General features: G+C 58.6%; 17 protein-coding genes, 1 tRNA gene and 4 pseudogenes. 10 read left to right on the top strand and 12 right to left on the bottom strand.

Going from position 1 to position 19,261, the window contains the following annotated elements; translation table 11 throughout:
• The first annotated feature begins 84 nt into the window (after window positions 1–84).
• Together EV281_RS02015 and EV281_RS02020 are read left to right on the top strand one after the other, a co-directional pair.
• A tRNA-Leu gene (locus EV281_RS02015) sits at window positions 85–170 on the top strand.
• Between the two features lie 200 nt (window positions 171–370).
• Window positions 371–2,155 carry an adenylate/guanylate cyclase domain-containing protein gene (locus EV281_RS02020; RefSeq protein ID WP_132651272.1) on the top strand — a complete coding sequence of 595 codons (1,785 nt, stop codon included), beginning with the start codon at window positions 371–373 and terminating at the stop codon, window positions 2,153–2,155.
• A gap of 454 nt (window positions 2,156–2,609) precedes the next feature.
• Here EV281_RS02020 and EV281_RS02025 read toward each other — a convergent pair.
• Window positions 2,610–2,864, bottom strand: a pseudogene (locus tag EV281_RS02025) (MGMT family protein); the annotation flags it as partial.
• A 215-nt stretch (window positions 2,865–3,079) separates the two neighbouring features.
• On the bottom strand, window positions 3,080–3,457 hold the full coding sequence (locus EV281_RS02030; RefSeq protein ID WP_132651273.1) for a VanZ family protein: 378 nt from the start codon (window positions 3,455–3,457) through the stop codon (window positions 3,080–3,082).
• Window positions 3,458–3,643: 186 nt separating this feature from the next.
• Here EV281_RS02030 and ilvA point away from each other — a divergent pair, with 186 nt between their 5' ends.
• The 4 genes and pseudogenes from ilvA to EV281_RS32045 all read left to right on the top strand — a co-directional run.
• Window positions 3,644–4,894 (top strand): threonine ammonia-lyase, encoded by a 1,251-nt coding sequence (ilvA, locus tag EV281_RS02035; protein WP_132651274.1) that lies wholly within the window; start codon window positions 3,644–3,646, stop codon window positions 4,892–4,894.
• Between the two features lie 36 nt (window positions 4,895–4,930).
• Complete coding sequence (locus EV281_RS02040) at window positions 4,931–5,260, top strand: HlyU family transcriptional regulator (protein WP_132651275.1); 330 nt, start codon at window positions 4,931–4,933, stop codon at window positions 5,258–5,260.
• Between the two features lie 234 nt (window positions 5,261–5,494).
• A complete protein-coding gene (locus EV281_RS02045) occupies window positions 5,495–6,766 on the top strand; it encodes a GGDEF domain-containing protein (protein ID WP_132651276.1) in 1,272 nt (423 codons plus the stop codon).
• A 61-nt stretch (window positions 6,767–6,827) separates the two neighbouring features.
• A pseudogene (locus EV281_RS32045) lies at window positions 6,828–6,932 on the top strand (TetR/AcrR family transcriptional regulator); the annotation flags it as partial.
• 50 nt (window positions 6,933–6,982) lie between these two features.
• On the opposite strand, the gene EV281_RS02055 reads toward EV281_RS32045, so the two are convergent.
• A complete protein-coding gene (locus EV281_RS02055) occupies window positions 6,983–7,597 on the bottom strand; it encodes an FMN-dependent NADH-azoreductase (RefSeq protein ID WP_132651277.1) in 615 nt (204 codons plus the stop codon).
• Between the two features lie 141 nt (window positions 7,598–7,738).
• Here EV281_RS02055 and EV281_RS02060 point away from each other — a divergent pair, with 141 nt between their 5' ends.
• Window positions 7,739–8,707 carry a LysR family transcriptional regulator gene (locus EV281_RS02060; protein WP_132651278.1) on the top strand — a complete coding sequence of 323 codons (969 nt, stop codon included), beginning with the start codon at window positions 7,739–7,741 and terminating at the stop codon, window positions 8,705–8,707.
• Window positions 8,708–8,781: 74 nt separating this feature from the next.
• On the opposite strand, the gene EV281_RS02065 is transcribed toward EV281_RS02060, so the two are convergent.
• From EV281_RS02065 to EV281_RS02080, 4 genes and pseudogenes are all read right to left on the bottom strand, one after another.
• A complete protein-coding gene (locus tag EV281_RS02065) occupies window positions 8,782–10,770 on the bottom strand; it encodes a bifunctional 2',3'-cyclic-nucleotide 2'-phosphodiesterase/3'-nucleotidase (protein ID WP_132651279.1) in 1,989 nt (662 codons plus the stop codon).
• Between the two features lie 139 nt (window positions 10,771–10,909).
• A pseudogene (locus EV281_RS02070) lies at window positions 10,910–11,224 on the bottom strand (PilZ domain-containing protein); the annotation flags it as partial.
• An 86-nt stretch (window positions 11,225–11,310) separates the two neighbouring features.
• Entirely contained in the window at window positions 11,311–12,192 is an 882-nt protein-coding gene (locus EV281_RS02075; protein ID WP_132651281.1) for a DMT family transporter, read from the bottom strand.
• 70 nt (window positions 12,193–12,262) lie between these two features.
• Window positions 12,263–12,724 carry an Lrp/AsnC family transcriptional regulator gene (locus tag EV281_RS02080; protein WP_132651282.1) on the bottom strand — a complete coding sequence of 154 codons (462 nt, stop codon included), beginning with the start codon at window positions 12,722–12,724 and terminating at the stop codon, window positions 12,263–12,265.
• 159 nt (window positions 12,725–12,883) lie between these two features.
• Between EV281_RS02080 and ald the strand changes: the two genes are divergently transcribed.
• On the top strand, window positions 12,884–14,002 hold the full coding sequence (gene ald / locus EV281_RS02085; protein ID WP_132651283.1) for an alanine dehydrogenase: 1,119 nt from the start codon (window positions 12,884–12,886) through the stop codon (window positions 14,000–14,002).
• 16 nt (window positions 14,003–14,018) lie between these two features.
• Here the strand turns inward: ald and EV281_RS02090 are convergent, their stop codons facing one another.
• From EV281_RS02090 to EV281_RS02110, 5 genes are all read right to left on the bottom strand, one after another.
• The gene (locus tag EV281_RS02090) at window positions 14,019–14,528 is read right to left on the bottom strand and encodes a DUF1203 domain-containing protein (RefSeq protein WP_132651284.1); all 510 of its coding nucleotides are present in this window, start codon (window positions 14,526–14,528) and stop codon (window positions 14,019–14,021) included.
• Between the two features lie 104 nt (window positions 14,529–14,632).
• Window positions 14,633–15,193: a GNAT family N-acetyltransferase gene (locus tag EV281_RS02095; protein ID WP_132651285.1), complete on the bottom strand. Its 561-nt coding sequence runs from the start codon at window positions 15,191–15,193 to the stop codon at window positions 14,633–14,635.
• Between the two features lie 5 nt (window positions 15,194–15,198).
• Window positions 15,199–16,068, bottom strand: a complete 870-nt coding sequence (sseA, locus tag EV281_RS02100) for a 3-mercaptopyruvate sulfurtransferase (protein WP_132651286.1) — start codon at window positions 16,066–16,068, stop codon at window positions 15,199–15,201.
• Window positions 16,069–16,085: 17 nt separating this feature from the next.
• Window positions 16,086–16,823: an alanyl-tRNA editing protein gene (locus EV281_RS02105; RefSeq protein WP_132651287.1), complete on the bottom strand. Its 738-nt coding sequence runs from the start codon at window positions 16,821–16,823 to the stop codon at window positions 16,086–16,088.
• Window positions 16,824–16,829: 6 nt separating this feature from the next.
• Entirely contained in the window at window positions 16,830–17,870 is a 1,041-nt protein-coding gene (locus EV281_RS02110) for a cysteine synthase A (RefSeq protein ID WP_132651288.1), read from the bottom strand.
• Between the two features lie 195 nt (window positions 17,871–18,065).
• Between EV281_RS02110 and EV281_RS02115 the strand changes: the two are divergent.
• Both EV281_RS02115 and EV281_RS02120 read left to right on the top strand, forming a co-directional pair.
• A pseudogene (locus EV281_RS02115) lies at window positions 18,066–18,215 on the top strand (transcriptional regulator); the annotation flags it as partial.
• 98 nt (window positions 18,216–18,313) lie between these two features.
• On the top strand, window positions 18,314–19,147 hold the full coding sequence (locus tag EV281_RS02120; RefSeq protein WP_132651289.1) for an SDR family NAD(P)-dependent oxidoreductase: 834 nt from the start codon (window positions 18,314–18,316) through the stop codon (window positions 19,145–19,147).
• The last annotated feature ends 114 nt before the right edge of the window (window positions 19,148–19,261 follow it).

Below are 19,261 nucleotides of genomic sequence, written 5' to 3' on the forward strand. Positions count from 1 at the left end.
CGCCGTTTTATTTCGAAGCAATGCAGGGATCGCCCGCAAAACAAAACTTGACGAATCCGCCTAAGTCGTTGATCTGGACGGCGCGCGAGCGTGGCGAAACTGGTAGACGCAAGGGACTTAAAATCCCTCGGCCTTAGGCTATACGGGTTCGATCCCCGTCGCTCGCACCACATTGAATTATCGTTCAAAAAGTAGCTTATCCTCCTTCGAACAGAAATCCCGCTATTTCCTCAGGGGGGCATCCGAAGCGCTGGCTGCTCATATCATCAGGGGACGCTAATTTAGATAGGCGATCGCAACGGCCTGCGGTAAAATGGCTTGAGGCCGCCAATTCCGGTCTGGTCACGGCGAACCCTTTGCTGGCAAATCTATGAAACAAAGACTAGCAGCAGTTCTGGCCGCCGACATGGCAGGCTATAGCCGACTGATGGAGGCGGACGAAGCAGGCACGCTCGCTCGCCTCAGAACCCATCGCATAGAGTTGATCGACCCTGCCGTCGCCAAAAATGAGGGCCGCATCATCAAGACGACGGGCGACGGCATGCTGGTCGAATTCCAGAGTGTGACCGACGCTGTCAGATGCGCCGTCGAAATCCAGCAGCGCATGAAACGGCGCAATTCCGACGTGCCGCAGGATCGACGGATCGAATTCCGGATCGGCATCAATGTCGGCGATATCATTTTCGACGACGATGACATTTTCGGCGACGGTGTGAACATAGCCGCGCGCGTCGAACAAATGGCCGATGTCGGAGGTATCTGCATCACGGCCGCGGTAGCGACGCAAATCGCCGACCGACTTGAAGTGGCCATCGAGGACCTTGGCGAGAAGGCACTGAAGAATATCAGCCGTCCGGTTCACCTTTATCGGGTCGGGGTCGACGACACCGTCCTGGCGGCCGCGGCGGATGCCGCGGACGGCAAGCGGACCGCTTCCAAACCCACGATCGTCGTTCTTCCCTTTAATAACATGAGCGGTGATCCCGAACAGGAGTTCTTTGCCGACGGTCTGACCGAGGATATCCTCACCGAACTGTCGCGCCGCCACGAGCTCTTCGTCATCTCGCGCAACTCCAGCTTCGTCTACAAGAACCAACCCGTCAATGTGCGCGAGGTGGCAGAGAAGCTCGGCGCCCAGTACTTGGTCGAAGGCAGCGTAAGGAAAATCGGCGACAGGGTGCGCGTCACGGTCCAGTTGATCGATGCTGTCAACGATGCTCATGTCTGGGCGGACAAATACGACCGCAGACTCGACGACATTTTCGCCATCCAGGACGAGGTGACTGCCGCGATCGCCGCCACGCTTCCCGGCCGCGTCGAAGCGGCCCAGCGAGACCAACTCGCCCGCACGAAGCCGGCAAACATGGCCGCCTACGAATGTGTGCTCGCGGCCAAGGTGCTGCACCATAGAAGCAGCGCCCCGGACAATGAGCAAGCCCAGACGCTGATCGGCAGGGCCATAGAGATCGACCCAGGCTATGCGCATGCTCATGCCTGGCGGGCTTGCATCCTCGGGCAGGCCTGGGTGAACGACTGGTGCAGTGACAAGGATGCGGTCTGGGCGCAAGTCAACTCCGAGCTGGAGCGGGCGCTTTCGCTCGACGACAACGACGCCGACGTGCATCGCATTCTCGCCGCGGTCAATGTCAACAACAACCAACTGACGACGGCACGCTATCATCAGGAGCGCGCCCTCTCGCTCAACCCCAATTACGACCTGGTGGTGGTTCAGCAGGGTGAGTTGCTGACCTGGCTCGGCCGGCCGGAAGAAGGAGTCGAATGGATCCGCAAGGCCATGCGGCTCAACCCGCATCATCCGGCACGTTTTTGGAGCCACCTCGGAAAGGCCCACTTCACCGCCCGGCAATATGGCGAGGCGATCGAGGCATTCATGCATCTTTCCGCCATGGACCACGTCCAGCACGCTTTCGTGGCGGCCTGCTATGGCTGGCTTGGCGACGATATTGCCGCATCTGCACATTTGAAGCAGGTCAAAGCGCTTGCGCCCGACTTCGGCATCAAGCCGTTCCTTGCTACGCTGCACTACACCCAAGAATCCGATACGCAGCATATTCGCGAGGGGCTCATCAAGGCGGGTGCCGGCGAGTTCGTTTCAGCGGCCAGCGACTTGGAAAAACGCAGGAACCTTGGCTGAATTCCACATCTACTGAGCGCTGACTTAAGTAGAGCCTCGCGCGTCTGTAATAACTCCATCAAGGCGGAGATGCCCCCGCATCAGGGACGATTGAAAACACCGGGGACCCGCTTAATCCGTCCGGTTCTATACCATGCTAACTTAAGATCCCTCAGCCTTAGGCTATACGGTTCGATCCCCGTCGCTTGCACTCTCTTTATAAATCCGTTCGAATATGCTTGTATAATGTGAATAAACCATAGGCAGCGCTTGTCTATGGCCTCAACGGTGCAAAAAATGTAGGCACTGTGCGGTTGAGTAAGTATTGTCTTAGTGGGAGTAAGGCGATGGTTTACGACTGGGATGGAGCAAGGACGCGGCGCATCAGACTTTTCAAGATGAGCGCGCTTCTACTCTTGGGAACAGCGGTGGCAGCGGTGCCCCTCTTCTTCTGGGCCTTGCAGTTGCGCGGATACTAAACAGATTTGAGGTGACTGAGCCGATGCTCACGCGCCAGCAGGTCGCGCTTTCGCTTGAAGCCCCAGCGGTAGCCGGAGGTCGAGCCGTCCTTCTTGATGACGCGGTGACATGGCACGAGAATGGCTATCGGGTTTGAAGCAATTGCTTCGGTTACGTCTCGGGCATCGCGCGTGCCCAAATTAGCCGCCAGCGCACCATAATTCGTCGTCTCACCCATGGGAATGGTACACAGCATCGACCAGACCTTGGTCTGGTACGGAGTCCCCGTTCAAACGAAAAAGAGGCCCGCACTGGAAGCGCGGACTCTAGTCCGGAGCGGAAAGTGGACAGCTGCCGCGCATGGAGTCGGCAAGCAGCAAAAGCTGCGGTCAGGCAGACTTGACGTCGATCGGATCGAGCTGGAGCAGAAACGCCGCGGTGCCGCTGGCCGTGCAACTGCGTAGGCTCAGACGTCCCTGTCTAGCTTTAGCGTCGAACAAACCCCGCAGCGGCATTCGCTACCGTTTTTGTCTCACGCCATTTATTGAAAGCCCAGCCGGCGAGCAGGCCGAGTGCGGCGCCCATGGCCTTGACGCCCGCATCGTGAAGGCGCGGATGCCGGGTCGGCGACAGATATTGCAGATATTCGATCGCCAGGGCGCCGAAGATCAGCAGCACTGCGACTGTTTTCCAGTGCTTCGGATAGGCCAAAGAAAAAGCAAGTCCGGCGGCCAAGTAAGCCGCGGCCCGATCGATATCGGGTGTCTCTATCGTGTTCGGCCGCAATTCGATCGGCGAAACTGTCACGAACAGGATGAAGGCGAGAAGAAGCCACGCCAGCGGCTTTACGATCTTGGGTGTCATTAGACGTTCATATTGGCGAATGCTATGTGCCATCAAGTTAAAAGCGGTTCACACCGGCGTAATCTGATGACTCGCTTAAGGAAGCCTTTCATCGAGCGAACGACAAAAGGCGCAAACGGGCTTCTTTCCGCTGGCTGGCTGTGTCATAGCGGCGGCTGGATTTTTTTGAAGAATGGACGAACGCCCGTGACGAAACACGATGTCGAAGGCGCCGAAGAGGCGATGCGCAGCCTTTTCCCCGCGACGCCGCTGCAGCTCAATGATCATCTGTCCGCGCGTTATGGAGCCGATATCTGGCTGAAGCGCGAGGATCTTTCGCCGGTGAGATCCTACAAGATCCGCGGCGCGTTCAATTTCTTCCGCAAGGCGATCGCCGAAGGGGCGGGCGACAAGACTTTCGTCTGCGCCTCCGCCGGCAATCACGCGCAGGGTTTTGCCTTCGTCTGCCGCCATTTCGGCGTTCCCGGCGTCGTTTTCATGCCGGTCACCACACCGCAGCAGAAGATCGACAAGACCCGCATGTTCGGCGCCGGCTTTATCACCATCGAACTCATCGGCGATTTCTTCGACCAGTGCTATCAGGCTGCCCGCGATCGCGTCGAGGCAATCGGTGGCGTCATGGTGCCGCCCTTCGACCATGCCGATATCATCGAGGGTCAGGCGACGGTCGCCGCGGAAATCATGCAGCAACTCCCCGAGGGCGTCGTACCCGATTTGGTCGTGCTGCCAGTCGGCGGCGGCGGTCTTGCTGCCGGTATCACCGGCTTTCTCGACGGCGTTGTGCTGCAATCCGGCTTCGTCTTTGCCGAGCCAGCCGGCGCGCCGAGCCTGCACCGCAGCCTTGAGGCAGGGCAGGTGGTCACGCTTCCCAAGGTCGACAATTTCGTCGATGGCGCAGCGGTCGCCCGCATTGGCGACCTGAATTTCGCAGCATTGAAAGACTTTTCGGTCGATCAGGTCAGGCTGATGCCCGAGAACGCCATCTGCGTCACCATCCAGGAGATGTTGAACGTTGAAGGCGTGGTGTTGGAGCCTGCCGGCGCTCTGTCTCTGACGGCAATCGCCGCGATGGATCGCGAGGCCATAAAGGGCAAGACGATCGTTGCAGTCGTCTCGGGCGGCAATTTCGATTTCGAGCGGCTGCCGGACGTCAAGGAAAGGGCCATGCGCCACGCCGGCTTGAAGAAATACTTCATCCTGCGCCTCGCCCAGCGTCCTGGCGCTCTGCGCGATTTCCTCAATCTTCTTGGACCGCATGACGATATCGCCCGCTTCGAATATCTCAAGAAATCGGCGCGCAATTTCGGTTCAATCCTGATCGGCATCGAGACGACGACTCCAGAGAATTTCACGACGCTGGTCGCGAATTTCGAAAGCGCCGGCATGGGCTTCGAGGACATCACCGAAAACGAGATCCTCGCAAATCTGATCATTTGACTTTGCGTCAACTGCACTGCGTGCTAAAGGCGGATCATGGCTTCGTTCCTTTCAAATATTCTCTCTGTCTTCACCGGGGGCAGCAAATCCTCGAGCGAGGCGGCTGCGGGTCCTTCCGGCGAGCCGCAGCTCTATGGCGATTGCACCATCTACGCGGAGCCGCAAAAGGAAGGCGGCCAGTATCGTTTGGCCGGTCGCATTGAAAAGAAAGTTGGCGAGGACGTTTTGGTGCGCAAGTTCATCCGCGCCGATCTCTTCTCTTCATCCGATGATGCAATCGAATGCACCGTGCGCAAGGCGCAGCAGATTATCGATCAGCATGGTCCATCGCTTTTCAGCGACGGCGAGAAGCTTCGGCAGGTCTGAGGATTAGCCGGACAAGCCCCGTCGGCCTGGCGTTTCCCATTGTTTTTCAAAACTATGACAGCATTTCCGTGACGGAAACCGCTGGCTTGCTCACCTAATCTTAAAGGATTGTAGCGAAGGTGGCGCCTGCAGGGTTTGCAGGGTGCCGCTTGTGTTTGAGCTTTCCGGACTATCGACCAGAAGACCCGCCGCGGCGGCTATGGCTCTTTGGCGCGGTCCTGTAGTCGGAGGGCCGTGATGGAGCTCTTCAACGCCGCTCTCTTCATCGTCCAAGCCGTCGGTTACTTCGTGCTGATGGTCAGCCTCCTGCATTTTCGCCTGCGCCTTGGATTGGGTGTTTTCCTGACGGCGCTCGGCGTCATGCATTTCATGGAAACTTACCTTGCCGCGGTCTTCTATGTTTCCCTGCCTTTCGGGGATGTCTCGCCGGGGTCTTCGATCTTCTTTTCCGGCAAGCTGATGATGATCCTCATGCTCTACCGGCAGGAGGATGCGGCGACGGTCCGTCAGCCGATCTACGGTCTCTTTATCGGCAATCTTCTAACCGTCGGCATTGCCTGGGTACTGCAGCTTCATCAGCCGCTGGAACTGTCGCCTGGTCATCCGGCAGACGTCAACTTCCTGAAAGATATGGGCTGGCTGATGGTCTGGGGTACGGCAATCCTATACCTCGACTCGCTCGGTATCATCCTGCTCTATGAGAAGCTCGGTGATTACATGCGTCGGCGGGTGGTGCTGCGCTTCATGATTGCAGGCCTCGTACTTCTGACGTTTGACCAGATCTGCTTCTTCAGTGGCCTCCATTATTTCGTAGGCGTGCCGACGACGGCCTTCTGGGCCGGTTGGAAAGCGAAGATGCTGGCGGTCTGCCTCTATTCTCTGATGTTTGCGATCTACGAATATCATGTCCGCCGGGACGGCGTTGCTGCCTCGGCCCGCTCGATCGGCGATCTCTTTGGTGATCTGACATTCCGAGAGCGCTACAATGATCTTCTGGAACGAACCGGCCGCGATATGCTGACCGGCGTCTATGATCGCAGCCGGATGGAGCTTGAGGCGCCGTTGATGGTGCAAGAAGCACTTCGGCAGGGTCAGTATGCGACGGTTCTCATCATCGATGCCGACCATTTCAAAGACGTCAATGACGGCTTCGGCCATCTGCAAGGTGACGAGGTTCTGAGGGCCATTGCCTCCAGGCTTGGAACGACGCTCCGCTCCAGCGATCGTGTCTTCCGCTTTGGCGGCGAAGAGTTCGTGGCCGTCTGCCCCGGCACAAACCATGAGGAAGCGCTGCTGCTTGCCGAACGCTTGCGGTGGACGATCGCGACCAGTGTAAAAACACCCAACGATGCGCCGATATCGGTCAGCATAGGGGTCGCAACCGCCGACGAAGATGGTGAGAGCTTCACGGCGCTGCTTTCGGCAGCGGATGGGCGCCTGTACGAGGCAAAGAAGAGCGGCCGTAATCGTGTCGTCGGTCGCTCTGGAGTGGTCAAAGTCAGCTAGCCGCGGTCACGCCGCGCGAAAGATCTTGGCGCCGGAGGGCGCGTTCGTCATGCCGCCATCTATGATCGGCGCAGTCGGCCTTGCGCGCATTGTCGATGACGAAAAATTCTCCGACGAAATCCTGGAGACGGTTCGTTCCTTCGTCGGTGACTTCGCGGCAAAATGAAAGGGCCGGCATTGCGCTGGCCCCTCGAGTGGAACTTTTGAATTTGTCGATTAGGCAGCGAGCGCGAGTTCTTCGACGCGCGACTTGGCAGCGCCGATCGCCTTTTCAGCTGCTTCCGCACCGAAAGCCAGACCTTCGACATAGATGGTTTCGATATCGGTGATGCCGAGGAAACCGAGAACCGACTTCAGGTAGGGAACGGCATGGTTCATGCCAGCAGCCGGACCTTCAGAGTAAACACCGCCCGAAGCAAGCACGATGTAGAGCTTCTTGCCGGTGGCCAGCCCAACCGGGCCGCTCTCCGTGTACTTGAAGGTCAGGCCGGCGCGGGCCACATTATCGATCCAGGTCTTGAGCGACGAATAGATATTGAAGTTGATGAGGCCGGTGCCGATGACGATGCTGTCGGATGCCAGGAGTTCGCTGACCAGTTCGTCGGAGGTCCTGACGGCGGCGGCTTCCTGGGCAGTGCGGGCTTCCGGCGGCTTACGGATGGCGGCGGTGAACAGGTCATCGATATGCGGCAGCGGATTTGCGGCGAGGTCGCGGCGAACGATGACGCTGCCCGGGTTCTGGCTCTTGAGTTTGTCGGCCAGTTCGGCAGCGATCTGAGTGGAAAGAGATTCCGACCGTGGGCTGGACGTCAGAAGAAGAATGGAAGACATGATTGAATTTCCTCTCGAATTGGGTTTCAGCGGCCGCTTGGGAGCGGCAAACCGCTGTGTTCGAGAGAACAAATAAGGCTGGCGTGATATCGAAAAAACTGGGATAATGTCGATCGAAACTATCGATGTATTGGATGGAAGATGCTTCCCAACCCGACACTGGATCAATTGCAGGTTTTCCTGATGGTCGCCGAAACCGGCAGCTTTTCGGCGGCATCGCGCGTGCTGAATCGCGCACAGTCGGTCATCAGCTATACGATCGCCAATCTGGAAGCCCAGCTCGAAGTGACGCTCTTCGAGCGTTCCGGCGCCCGCCAGCCGAAACTGACGGATGCCGGCAAGGCGATGCTGGAGGATGCCCGCCGGCTGATGGCTGACCTCGAAGTCATGCGCGCCCGCGTGAAGAGCATGAAGCAGGGGCTGGAAGCCGAGCTTTCTCTGGCGACCAGCACCATGGTGCCTGCCAATGCCGTCATGATGGTGTTGCGCGAATTTCGCGAAAAATTCCCGGGTGTTGCGCTGAACCTGAATGTCGGTGAGCTTGGCATGGTCATGGACATGGTCATGAACGACAAGGCCGATATCGGGATCGGCGGCGCGTTGCTGCGACAGGACGATTCGCTCATTGCCGAAAAGATCGGCTACTCGTTCATGGTGCCCGTGGTGGCCCCCGATCATCCGCTGGCGAGTATCGGCCGCCCGCTGATGCTCGCCGATGTGCGCGAAGAGATCCAGCTTGTGGTTTCGGATGCTTCAGGTCTGACCAACGGCAGGGATTTCAATGTCCTGTCTTATAGGACATGGCGCGTCAGCGATATAGCGACCAAGCATCAGCTCATCAAGGGTGGTCTCGGTTGGGGCGGCCTGCCGGTTGCGGTCGTTGGAGACGACATCATGAAGGGCAATCTGGTTGCCCTCAAGCTTGATGCCTACGAGCAGGGCGAATATCCGATCTACGCCATGCGCAAGGCCGCCAATCCCCCAGGCCCTGCCGGCCAATGGCTGATCGAGGCCTTCCGTCGCCGGCTTGCCATGTGCCCAAGCCATGGCGAAATGATCAACATGCTTGGTATCGACGGGGTGCACGCGATGCCGGAGGCTGCCGAATAGGGTCGCTTCGCCGGCTTTAGCGTTCGACAGATGGAAATGGAGCGCGGTTTCAGCCGAAGCCGCGCTCTTTCTGATTAGAGAACCAGCCTGAACTTCGCAAAACCTTCGGCACCTTCGCCGGCATCCTCTATCTTCACGCTCTTGACGTCGGCGAGGTACTGCTTGGCCTTGGGGCTGCTTTCGAACATGACGGTCGTACCGGGCAGGGGCTTGAAGGTCCAGTTGCCATCGGCAGAGGGATTGATCGTGCCCTGATCATGAACATAGCGGACGATGACATCGCGGTTGGTATCGGGTGCCTGAAAGATCACCTTGTCGGAGGCGATTTCCGGGAAGTTGCCGCCACCGCCGGCGCGGTAGTTGTTGGAGACGACGACGAATTTCTGCGCCGAATCGATCGGCTTGCCCTCGAAGGCGAGGCTCTGGATGCGGTTCGCGTTCGGATTGACCGCCTTGCCTGACGAATCATATTTCGCCGGCTGCGACAGGTCGATCTGATAGGTCACGCCATCGATCACATCGAAATTGTAGGACGGGAAATCATTGTTCAGGAGGGCTGCGTCCTTCGAGCCGGGTTCGATGTGATTGAACATGCCGGCCGACATTTCCAGCCACTCCTTCACCTGCGCGCCGGTAATGGCGACGGCCTGAACCGTGTTCGGATAGAGATAGAGGTCGGCGACATTCTTGATGGCGATATCGCCGGCGGGAACATCCGTATAATAGTCTGCACCGCCGCGGCCGCCGGCCTTGAACGGCGCTGCCGCCGACAGAACCGGCAAATCCTTGAACTGCGTATCGGCAAGCATCTGCTTGATGTACCAGGTCTGAGCCTGTGAAACGATCTGCACCGAGGGGTCGTCGGCGACCAGGGCAAAATAGGAATAGAGCGGTGCCGAGGTCTTGCCGACAGGCGTGCGGACATAGGCGAGTGTTGCCTCATGCTCGGCCTTGGCGGCGGCGACGACTTCCTTCTTGTCGGCAACATCGGCAACGACCTTCTTCTTGTCGTCGCGGTGGTAGATCGGCCGTGCTTCGGAGGTGAAGTCGACGATCTTCCAGCTGTTGCCGTCCTTCTCCAGCAGAAGATCGATCAGGCCGAGATGCGAGCCCCAGAAGCCAGCCATGACGGCGGGCTTGCCGTGCAGCGTGCCCTTGACCGGATCGGCATTGGCAATGCCATCCCAGGTCTTCGGACCGGGGAAGACGAGATGCTGGTGTCCGGTGAAGATCGCATCGATCCCCTCGACGGCGGCAAGGTGCAGCGAGGCATTTTCCATCTTCTCGGACGGGCCGGAGCCATCGATGCCAGAATGCGAAAGTGCGATGACGATATCGGCGCCGGCTTCCTTCATGGCCGGCACCCAGGCCTTGGCCGCCTCGACGATATCGCGGGTCTGCGCCTTGCCTTCGAGGTTCTTGATATCCCACAGCATGATCTGCGGCGGCACGAAACCGATGAAGCCGATCTTGACCGGGCTTTCATTGCCGGCGCCATCCTTGATCTGCTTTTCGACGATGATGTAGGGCTTGAAGAACAGGTCGTCCTGCCTCGGATTGGAGGCGAGCTGGCCCTTGGTCAGGTTGGCGCAGACGAAGGGGAAGTTCGCGCCGTTCAGCACCTTGAACATGAAGTCCAGGCCGTAATTGAATTCGTGGTTTCCGAGCGTGCCGACGGTATAACCGAGCGTGTTCATCGCCTTGACGACCGGATGGACGTCGCCGTCCTTCATGCCGTGCTGATAGGCCATGTAATCGCCCATCGGATTGCCCTGCAGCACGTCGCCATTGTCGATCAGCAGCGAGTTGATCGCTTCCGCGCGAATCGTGTCGATGATCGTTGCCGTACGCGACAGGCCCATCGTGTCGTTCGGTTTGTCGGCATAATAGTCATAAGGGAAGACGTTGACGTGAATGTCGGTCGTCTCCATCAGCCGCAAATGTGCCTGGTTGGCAGCAGCGCGGGCGCTGAACGGGTGCAGCAGAACAAGAGCGGAAGTGGCGGCGAGTCCGCCGAGCAGAGAACGGCGGCTCATTGCAGGCACATCGAAAATGGAAGACATGGAAACACTCCTTTGGACATCATGCATCATCCGGTTCGATGAACTTAGAACGATCGGCAAAGGAGTACATCGCGAAAATGACAGAAGAGCAACGGTGCCGCGAAAGCTGCACCGTTTGAGAGCCTTAGCGGACGCGCGGCACGTCGCGATGGAAGAAGCGGAAGTAGGAGGCTACGAGCGCACGTGCATTGGAATTGACGTCGAACTGAATGCCGACGCGGCCATTATGCGTCCAGCGGATGACGCCTTCGAGCAGGCCGAGATTCTCGGCTTCGATGCGCACCTTGCTGCCCGAGGCCGCATAAAGCGGCGCTTTGACCTCGAGTGCCGCACCGGTTGCGGAAATATCGAGGATGCGGGCATCCACTTGGTTGTTCAGATAACGGATCTTGCCGAAAACACGGCAGCTCCTTCGGTCGGCCTTCCGGGCAATGATCTTGAGATTGCGTGTCATGCTTATCCCTGTGACGAATTCGGGAAAAGCATAGGAGCGGAAGATTGAGATGCCTTTAGGCGCTTACTTAAAATTGCTGCGAAAACTCAATTCGGCACGGCCGCACGCCGCGCCACGACATGTTCACGCCAGACTGTAAAGATGCCGGCTGCGACAACGATCAGAGAACCCACGATCATGTTAAGGGTCAGCGTTTCCCCGTAGATCAGCACACCGAGGATGGAGGCATAGACGAGCTGGATATAGGTGAGCGGCTGAACTGCGGCGGCATCGAGCATGTCGTAGGCGCGGATCAGGAAATAGTGGCTCGACGTGCCGGTCAGGCAGACAGCGAGCATCCACATCCAGTCCCATCCATGTATTGGCGTCCAGTAAAAAGGGCCGGCAAGCGTCATGACCGCGGCACCGACGATACCTGTATAAAAGAAGCTCGTCATCGCCGAATCCTGCCGGCTCACAAAACGTGTTGCGATCACGTAGAGCGCGAAGTTGAAGCAGGAGATGACCGCGACTAGCAGATTCACATCGAAGAATCCGCCTTCCGGTTTCAGGATCAGCAGCACACCGAGAAGACCGACGCCAATAGCGGTCCAGCGGCGCCAGCCGACTCGCTCGCCAAGGAGCGGAATAGCAAGCAGCGCGACGATGATGGGGGTGGCGGCAAAGATCGCCTGCGAGTGAGCAAGGCCGATCAGCGCAAAGCAGGTGATTGCCAGCACCACCTGCGCGGCAAGCAGAACGCCGCGCGAAATCTGAAGAAAGGGGTGTTTTGTGCGGGAGGTGGCGGCGATTCCGCCACGCATCTTCGAAGCCAGAACCAGGGTGAAGAGGCCGAAGGCCCAATAGCGCACCATCGTCACGAAGATAGGCGAATAGGAGGAAGCCAGATGCTTCGAGATCGCATCCTGCGCCGAAAAGATCGTCAGCGCCAGGAGCAGAAAGATATAACCGTGGGTCTTGGATTTCATGTCTTGCCGTCGAAGCGGGAGAGGGCCGCAACATCAAGCTAGGGCAGGATTTCACGGGCTTTGCAAGGGCTCAGAGGCCAACATTCGGCCTGTCGATGATTTCGCGCAGCGCAAAGCTCGAATTGATCTTCACCACATGCGGCAGCGCCGAAAGCCAGTCGCGATGGATGCGCTCGTAGTCTTCAAGATCGCGGGCGGCAACCCGCAGGATATAATCGTACTCGCCTGACATCAAATAGCAGACGAGAACGTTCGGACAGCGTTTCACCGCCATCTCGAATTCCGATAGGGTCTTGGCGAACTGACCGGATAGCGATATGTGCACGATGGCGATCATCTTGTAGTCCAGCGCCTTGTGCGAAAGCCGAGCATGATAACCGCCGATGACGCCGCTCTTTTCAAGAATATCAAGCCGCCGCGAACAGGCAGAAGGCGATAGCCCCACCTTGTCCGCAAGCTCCGTATTGGTGATACGCGCATTGATCTGCAGCGCCCTCAGAATCGCAAGATCGATATTATCGAGGTCGGACATTCGAAGAACCTTCGAAAAATAGATAATCAACGCAATAATCTTCGAAATTTGGTTGTCGCGCAAATCCTATTTGCAAGGACATTTCGCGGCCGCGGTGGTTGGATCTCAGGGCCAAGAAAACGTTCCGCGCAATGCGGACATAAAATGAGAGGAACGCGAATGCGTGTCGGTTGCCCGAAGGAAATCAAGAACCATGAATATCGCGTCGGTCTGACGCCGGCTTCGGTGAGAGAATATGTCGCCCACGGCCATGAGGTCTGGGTGGAAAGCAAGGCTGGTGCCGGCATTGGTGCCGATGACGCCGCCTATGTGGCTGCTGGCGCGAAAATCGCCGCCTCCGCCAAAGATATCTTCGAAAAGTGCGATATGATCGTCAAGGTCAAGGAGCCCCAGCCTTCGGAATGGGCGCAGCTCCGTGACGGTCAGCTCCTTTACACCTACCTGCATCTTGCGCCGGATCCGGAACAGACCAAGGGCTTGCTCGCGTCGGGCGTTACGGCCATCGCTTACGAGACGGTGACCGACGACCGAGGCGGTCTGCCGCTGTTGGCACCGATGTCCGAAGTCGCCGGTCGTCTTTCGATCCAGGCCGGCGCGACCGCGCTGCAGAAGGCCAATGGTGGCCTTGGCATCCTGCTAGGCGGTGTGCCCGGCGTTCTCCCGGCCAGGGTCGCGATTATTGGCGGCGGTGTCGTCGGTCTGCATGCGGCCAAGATGGCCGCCGGTCTCGGCGCCGATGTCAGCATCCTCGATAAGTCGCTGCCGCGCCTGCGCCAGCTCGACGATATCTTCAACGGCCGCATCCACACGCGCTATTCAAGCATTCAGGCGTTGGAGGAAGAAGTATTCTCCGCCGATCTCGTCATCGGCGCTGTCCTGATCCCTGGTGCCGCCGCGCCGAAACTCGTCACCCGCGAAATGCTCTCCGGTATGAAGAAGGGGTCCGTCATTGTCGACGTCGCCATTGACCAGGGCGGCTGCTTCGAAACCTCGCATGCGACGACGCATTCGGAGCCGACTTATGTCGTCGAAGGCGTCGTACATTATTGCGTCGCCAACATGCCGGGCGCTGTCCCCGTTACCTCTGCCCATGCGCTGAACAATGCGACGCTGGTCCACGGTCTGGCGCTCGCCGATCGCGGTCTGCGCGCCATCGCCGAGGACAAGCACCTGCGCAATGGCCTCAACGTCCACCGGGGGCGCATCACCAACAAGCCGGTCGCCGATGCACTTGGTTATGAAGCCATCGCTCCGGAAAGCGCGCTCAACGTCGCGTAAGGCAACTAACTCAAGGTCAGGTGAGGGCGCCGGTTTCCACAAGGGCCGGCGCCATTACTTTGTCGATCCGGCACTGATAGCAATTGTTGCGCGCTGAGCGCACATGCACATAGGCAATGCCGGTCCGGGCGAGCAGATCAGCCGCATAGGCAGGAATTCTTTCGATTGGCGTGACCGCTCCGGTGCCGTAGACGATCCTGTCGTCTTCACCATAACCGCGGACGATGAAATCCGGGCTCGTGGTCAGCACGGGAGGCAGAATCTCGTCGGCGGAATAGCGCTGGCAAGGCTGCTTATGCAGGAAGATCGGTCCGGTCTCGGCATAGGGCTGCAGCTCTGAAAAGGGCCGATAGGCAAAGACGAGCAGTTCTTCTCCGGCGCCGATATTTCGCAGGCAGTGACGGCAGGGATGGCCCGGACCATCGGAGATCATGGTCTCCGGCAAACGATCATAGGCGTCGCGGCCGCCGCTCCAGAGCGTTTCTGCATCTGTTGTCGGCATTGCGGAAAACCGGATGCTGGTCATGGCAAATCTCCTTATGAGCTTTGCCATAGTGTCTGCGCTGAAACTCACCCGAGCCACCCGATTCTTGCCTGAATCGGCAAGGCCTGGGTTCGGGTGCAATGCAATCAGCCTCTTCTGGCTAGTTCCAGCAATTCCTTGTCGCTCAGCGGCCTGACGATTGCGGTCCCAGTGGAGACGGGAGAGAAGCCAAACATCTGATAGAGCTGCAATGCGCGCGGATGATCAAGATTATTGGTCGTCGTCGTGACCCTCTTCGGGTTCAACGTCCAGATGGCATAGAGTGCCTGGAGCAGGAACCATTTGCCGATGCCGAGGCCGAGCGCGTGCTCGATGAGCCCGAAATGCGAGAGCTCGATCGTATCCGCGTCCTCGCAAAGATATTCGTAGAAGCCGGCCGGTGCGCCATTGACGTAGAGGACGCTAATATTGTTGCGCTTATCATGCAGCGCTGCGGCCAGCTCTTCGTCGCTCATCCTCAGCCGATCGACCCATTGCCAGCGCGCACCGACTTGCCGATAGAGATAACGATAGAAGGCGAGCGGAATGCCCGGCGCCCGCATGATCGCAGTCTGGATGTTGACGGGCACAGGCAGGCTTGCCTTCGGCGGTGCAACCATTTCAAGCCGCGTGATATGGGCCTTGAGCGAGGCGGGCGTCTTTCCCATGGGCGTCAGGCTTTGACCGGTTCCGGCGGTCCGGTAACGACAGGCGTATCCTCTCGGCTGCCCCATTCGCTCCAGGAGCCGTCATAGAGCTTGTTGTCGGTATGCCCCAGCGATTCCAGCGCCAGCGTGATGATGGCAGCCGTAATGCCCGAACCACAGGAGGTGACGACTGGCTTGGAAAGGTCGATGCCAGCATCCTCGATCGTCTGCTTCAGTTCGGGCAGTGACTTGAAGCGGCCTTGATTGGCAAAGACGCCTGATGGCAGGCTGCGGGCGCCGGGCATATGACCGGAGCGCATGCCGGCACGCGGTTCCGGCTCGGTTGCTGCGAAACGGCCGGCGCTGCGGGCATCGGCGATCTGCAGGGCAGCGCTGGAAACGATATCGCGCATCTGGTCGAGATAGACGACGCGGCTTGCATCATAATTTGTCGTGAAGGTTGCCGGGACATAGTGCGGCACTTCTGTCTCGAGCGGCCGTCCCTCAGCTTTCCAGCCGTCGAGGCCGCCATCGAGCACGAAGACGTTTTTCGCGCCCATTACCCGGAACAGCCACCAGACGCGCGGCGAGGCGAACATGCCGATACCGTCATAGACGACGATGCGGTCGTTCTCGCTGATGCCGAGCTTGCCGACTTCCGCGGCGAAATAATCGGGCGAGGGGATCGTGTGCGGCAGGTTCGACGAGTGGTCGGCGATCTTGTCCTGATCGAAACGGATCGCGCCCGGAATATGGCCGGCGGCATATTCGGCATCGGCATCGCGTTTCTGCGCCGGAAGATAGAAGGATGCGTCGAGGACGCGCAGATCGGGCTTGCCGAGTTCAGCTTGCAGCCAGTCGGCAGCGACGACAAAACGGCTCTTGATCTCGCTCATGATGATCCCCCCAGATATCAAGCTTCATCGCCGGGTGTGCCGAAGCGAATGCGGAAGCGCCGGTTCTCTTTGCCCTTCTTCTCGATCTTGGCAATATGAATTTGACCAACTTCCTGTGTTTCAGAAACATGCGTGCCGCCGCAGGGCTGGCTGTCAACAGCGGAATTTTCGCCGATGCAAACGAGGCTGACACGGCCGAGGCCGACAGGCGGGCGCACATTCTTCGATTTGACGATACCAGGATTGGCGGCAAGTTCCTCATCCGTAATCCATTGAACATAGACCGGATGGTTCTGGTTGACGAGGTCCATCAGCTTGGCCGTCACTTCATCCTTATCGATCGTGTCGGTCATGTCAAAATCGACACGGCTTTCATCCTCGCCGACGGCAGCGCCGGTAATCGGATAGGGGCAGACGACGGAGAGCAGATGGCAGGCCGTGTGCATGCGCATCAGCTTGTAGCGGCGCGGCCAGTCGATATGCAACACCAGCTTTTCGCCGGTTTCCGGTCGCGCCTGGCCTTCCAGCGGTACATGAATGACCATGTCCTTGGTGGCGCCATGCTTTGCCAGAGTAAGCTCTATCTTAGAGCCGTCGGTGCGTTCGAAGAAGCCGGTATCACCCGGTTGTCCGCCAGATGTTGCGTAGAAGCACGTCTGATCCAGTTCGATGCCGCCGTCTTCATGAACGGCCGTGACGACCGCTTCACATGTGGAGAGATAGAAGTCGTCACGGTAGAGGGCATTGACTGGCATCGGTTCTCACGCTGCAGGTTCGTAGGGTATCTTGATGTCCGTCGAGCCCACCATCCATGCAGGAATGGGAAGACCCTTGGATAACAGGAAGTCCGGATTGAAGAGCTTGGACTGATAGCGATTGCCATAGTCGCAGAGGATCGTCACAACCGTATGGCCGGGACCGAGGTCCCGGGCAAGACGCACCGCGCCGGCAATGTTGATTGCGGTAGAGCCCCCAAGGCAAAGCCCCTCGTGCTCGACCAGATCGAAGAGGTAGGGAAGCGATTCAGCATCGGTGACGTGGTAGGAGAAATCGGGCGTGAAGCCTTCAAGATTGGCGGTAATGCGTCCCTGTCCGATGCCTTCGGTGATCGATGAGCCCTCGGATTTCAATGCGCCGTTTTTGTAGAACTCGTAGAGCGCCGCACCCTCGGGATCAGCGATGCCGATCTTGATGTCCTTGTTGAAGCTCCTCAGACCGGCCGCAACTCCGGCAAGCGTGCCGCCGGAGCCGACTGAGCAGATGAAGCCGTCGATCTTGCCGTCAGTATCTTTCCAGATTTCAGGTGCGGTGGTTTCGATATGCGCTTGGCGGTTGGCGACATTGTCGAACTGATTGGCCCAGATCGCGCCGTTCGGCTCGCTCTTGGCGAGCTGTTCGGCGAGGCGCCCCGAAACCTTCACATAATTGTTAGGGTTCTTGTAAGGCACGGCCGGAACTTCAACGAGCTCGGCGCCCAGCAGGCGCAGCGCGTCCTTCTTTTCCTGGCTCTGGGTCTCCGGAATAACGATGACGGTGCGATAGCCGAGCGCCTTTGCGACGACCGTCAGGCCGATGCCGGTGTTGCCCGCCGTGCCCTCGACGATGACGCCGCCGGGCTTGAGCAGCCCCTTCTTCTCCGCATCACGGATGATGTAGAGCGCCGCACGGTCCTTCACCGACTGTCCGGGGTTCAGGAACTCGGCCTTGCCGAGGATAGTGCAGCCGGTCGCCTCGGAAACACCCTTGAGCTTGATGAGGGGCGTATTGCCGATAGCCTCGATTACGGAGGGGTGGAAGGTCATGGAATCTGCCTCGTTTACGCATAGTTTAGGAACGGTCTTTTCCCTTCACAAGGCGGCATTGGCAAGAAATCCTATTCCATGCCTCTGGAGCCCGCGATAAAATTAGTCTTCCATTTCCAGCCTTTCGTCGTCTCCGCGCAAGCGGTGATCCGAAGATTGACTCCAGCCGCTCTTCCAACGCTGCCGTCACGTCGTGGGCCGGGAGATATCTCGGTTGCCGACGCGGCCGTCAACCATCGTCCTGTCGCGGAAAAGGAGCGGCCTTGCATTGCCTTTGCCGTTTCGGATGGACCGATCAACCTCACTGGCCCCTTCCGGCAGATCATCGGCGACCTCATCGGCTGAAAGCAGCCACAATGCTGTGATAGAGCCATGGTCCCGGGAGAGATGAGGAGCTTCCGGGCCTGTTTTCGAGCTCATATCGGCAGACCGGAGGAAGTGTCATGCGCAATTTTATCGCTCGCCCGGAACATGGCATCGTCTGGATTTCCGGTGCAAGCTCGGGAATAGGGCGCGCGCTGGCGCTAAAGCTTGCAGGCGAGGGATACAGGGTCGCGGCCACTGCCCGTAATCACGCAAAACTGGTGGAATTGCAAGTCGAGGCAGCCGGCTTGCCCGGCAGCATCATCGTTCTCGATGGCGATGTTACTGATGCCGAGGACATGGAACATGTCATGGCCTCGATCGAATACGAACAGGGTGCGCTCGCCATGGCGATCCTCTGTGCGGGCGTCTTTCGCCCTGTCCACGGCGAGGATCTGAACCGAGCCGATTTCGAACAGACATTCGCGGTCAACCTATCTGGTGTCGTCAATTGTCTGCTGCCGGCCATCAGCCATATGAAGGCGAAAGGGCAGGGGCAGATCGCCATCGTTTCCTCGGCGACCGGCTACACCGGATTACCGACCAGTGCAGCTTATGGCGCGACCAAAGCGGCTCTGATCAACATGGCCGAAAGCCTGAAGTTCGATCTCGACAAGATCGGCATCCGCATCCAGCTCATCAATCCGGGCTTCATTGACACGCCTGCGATACGAAAGAACGGCTTTCCGATGCCAGCACTGATCTCGCCGGAGACGGCCGCCGAGCGCATTGCAGCGGGTCTCAAATCTCAGGCTTTCGAGATCGCCTTCCCAAGGCGCTTCACCTATGTACTGAAGCTCCTGCGGATTTTGCCTTATGGTCTCTATTTCGCAATGGTGAACCGCTTCACCGGCTGGCGTGATCGGCCGTTGAACACTGGTCACCGAACGGTGACGGCGCATCCAGCGGAATGATCAGTTGCACGAAAAGAGCACCTGCCGCACATCGATATCGTGGGGCGCGGAACCCTGCCTTGCAATAGAACAGGTAGAATTCCCAGAGCCGCTTGAACCGGTCCTCGAACGACG

This window comes from Rhizobium sp. BK418 (genome assembly GCF_004341105.1).
Classification (GTDB): domain Bacteria; phylum Pseudomonadota; class Alphaproteobacteria; order Rhizobiales; family Rhizobiaceae; genus Rhizobium.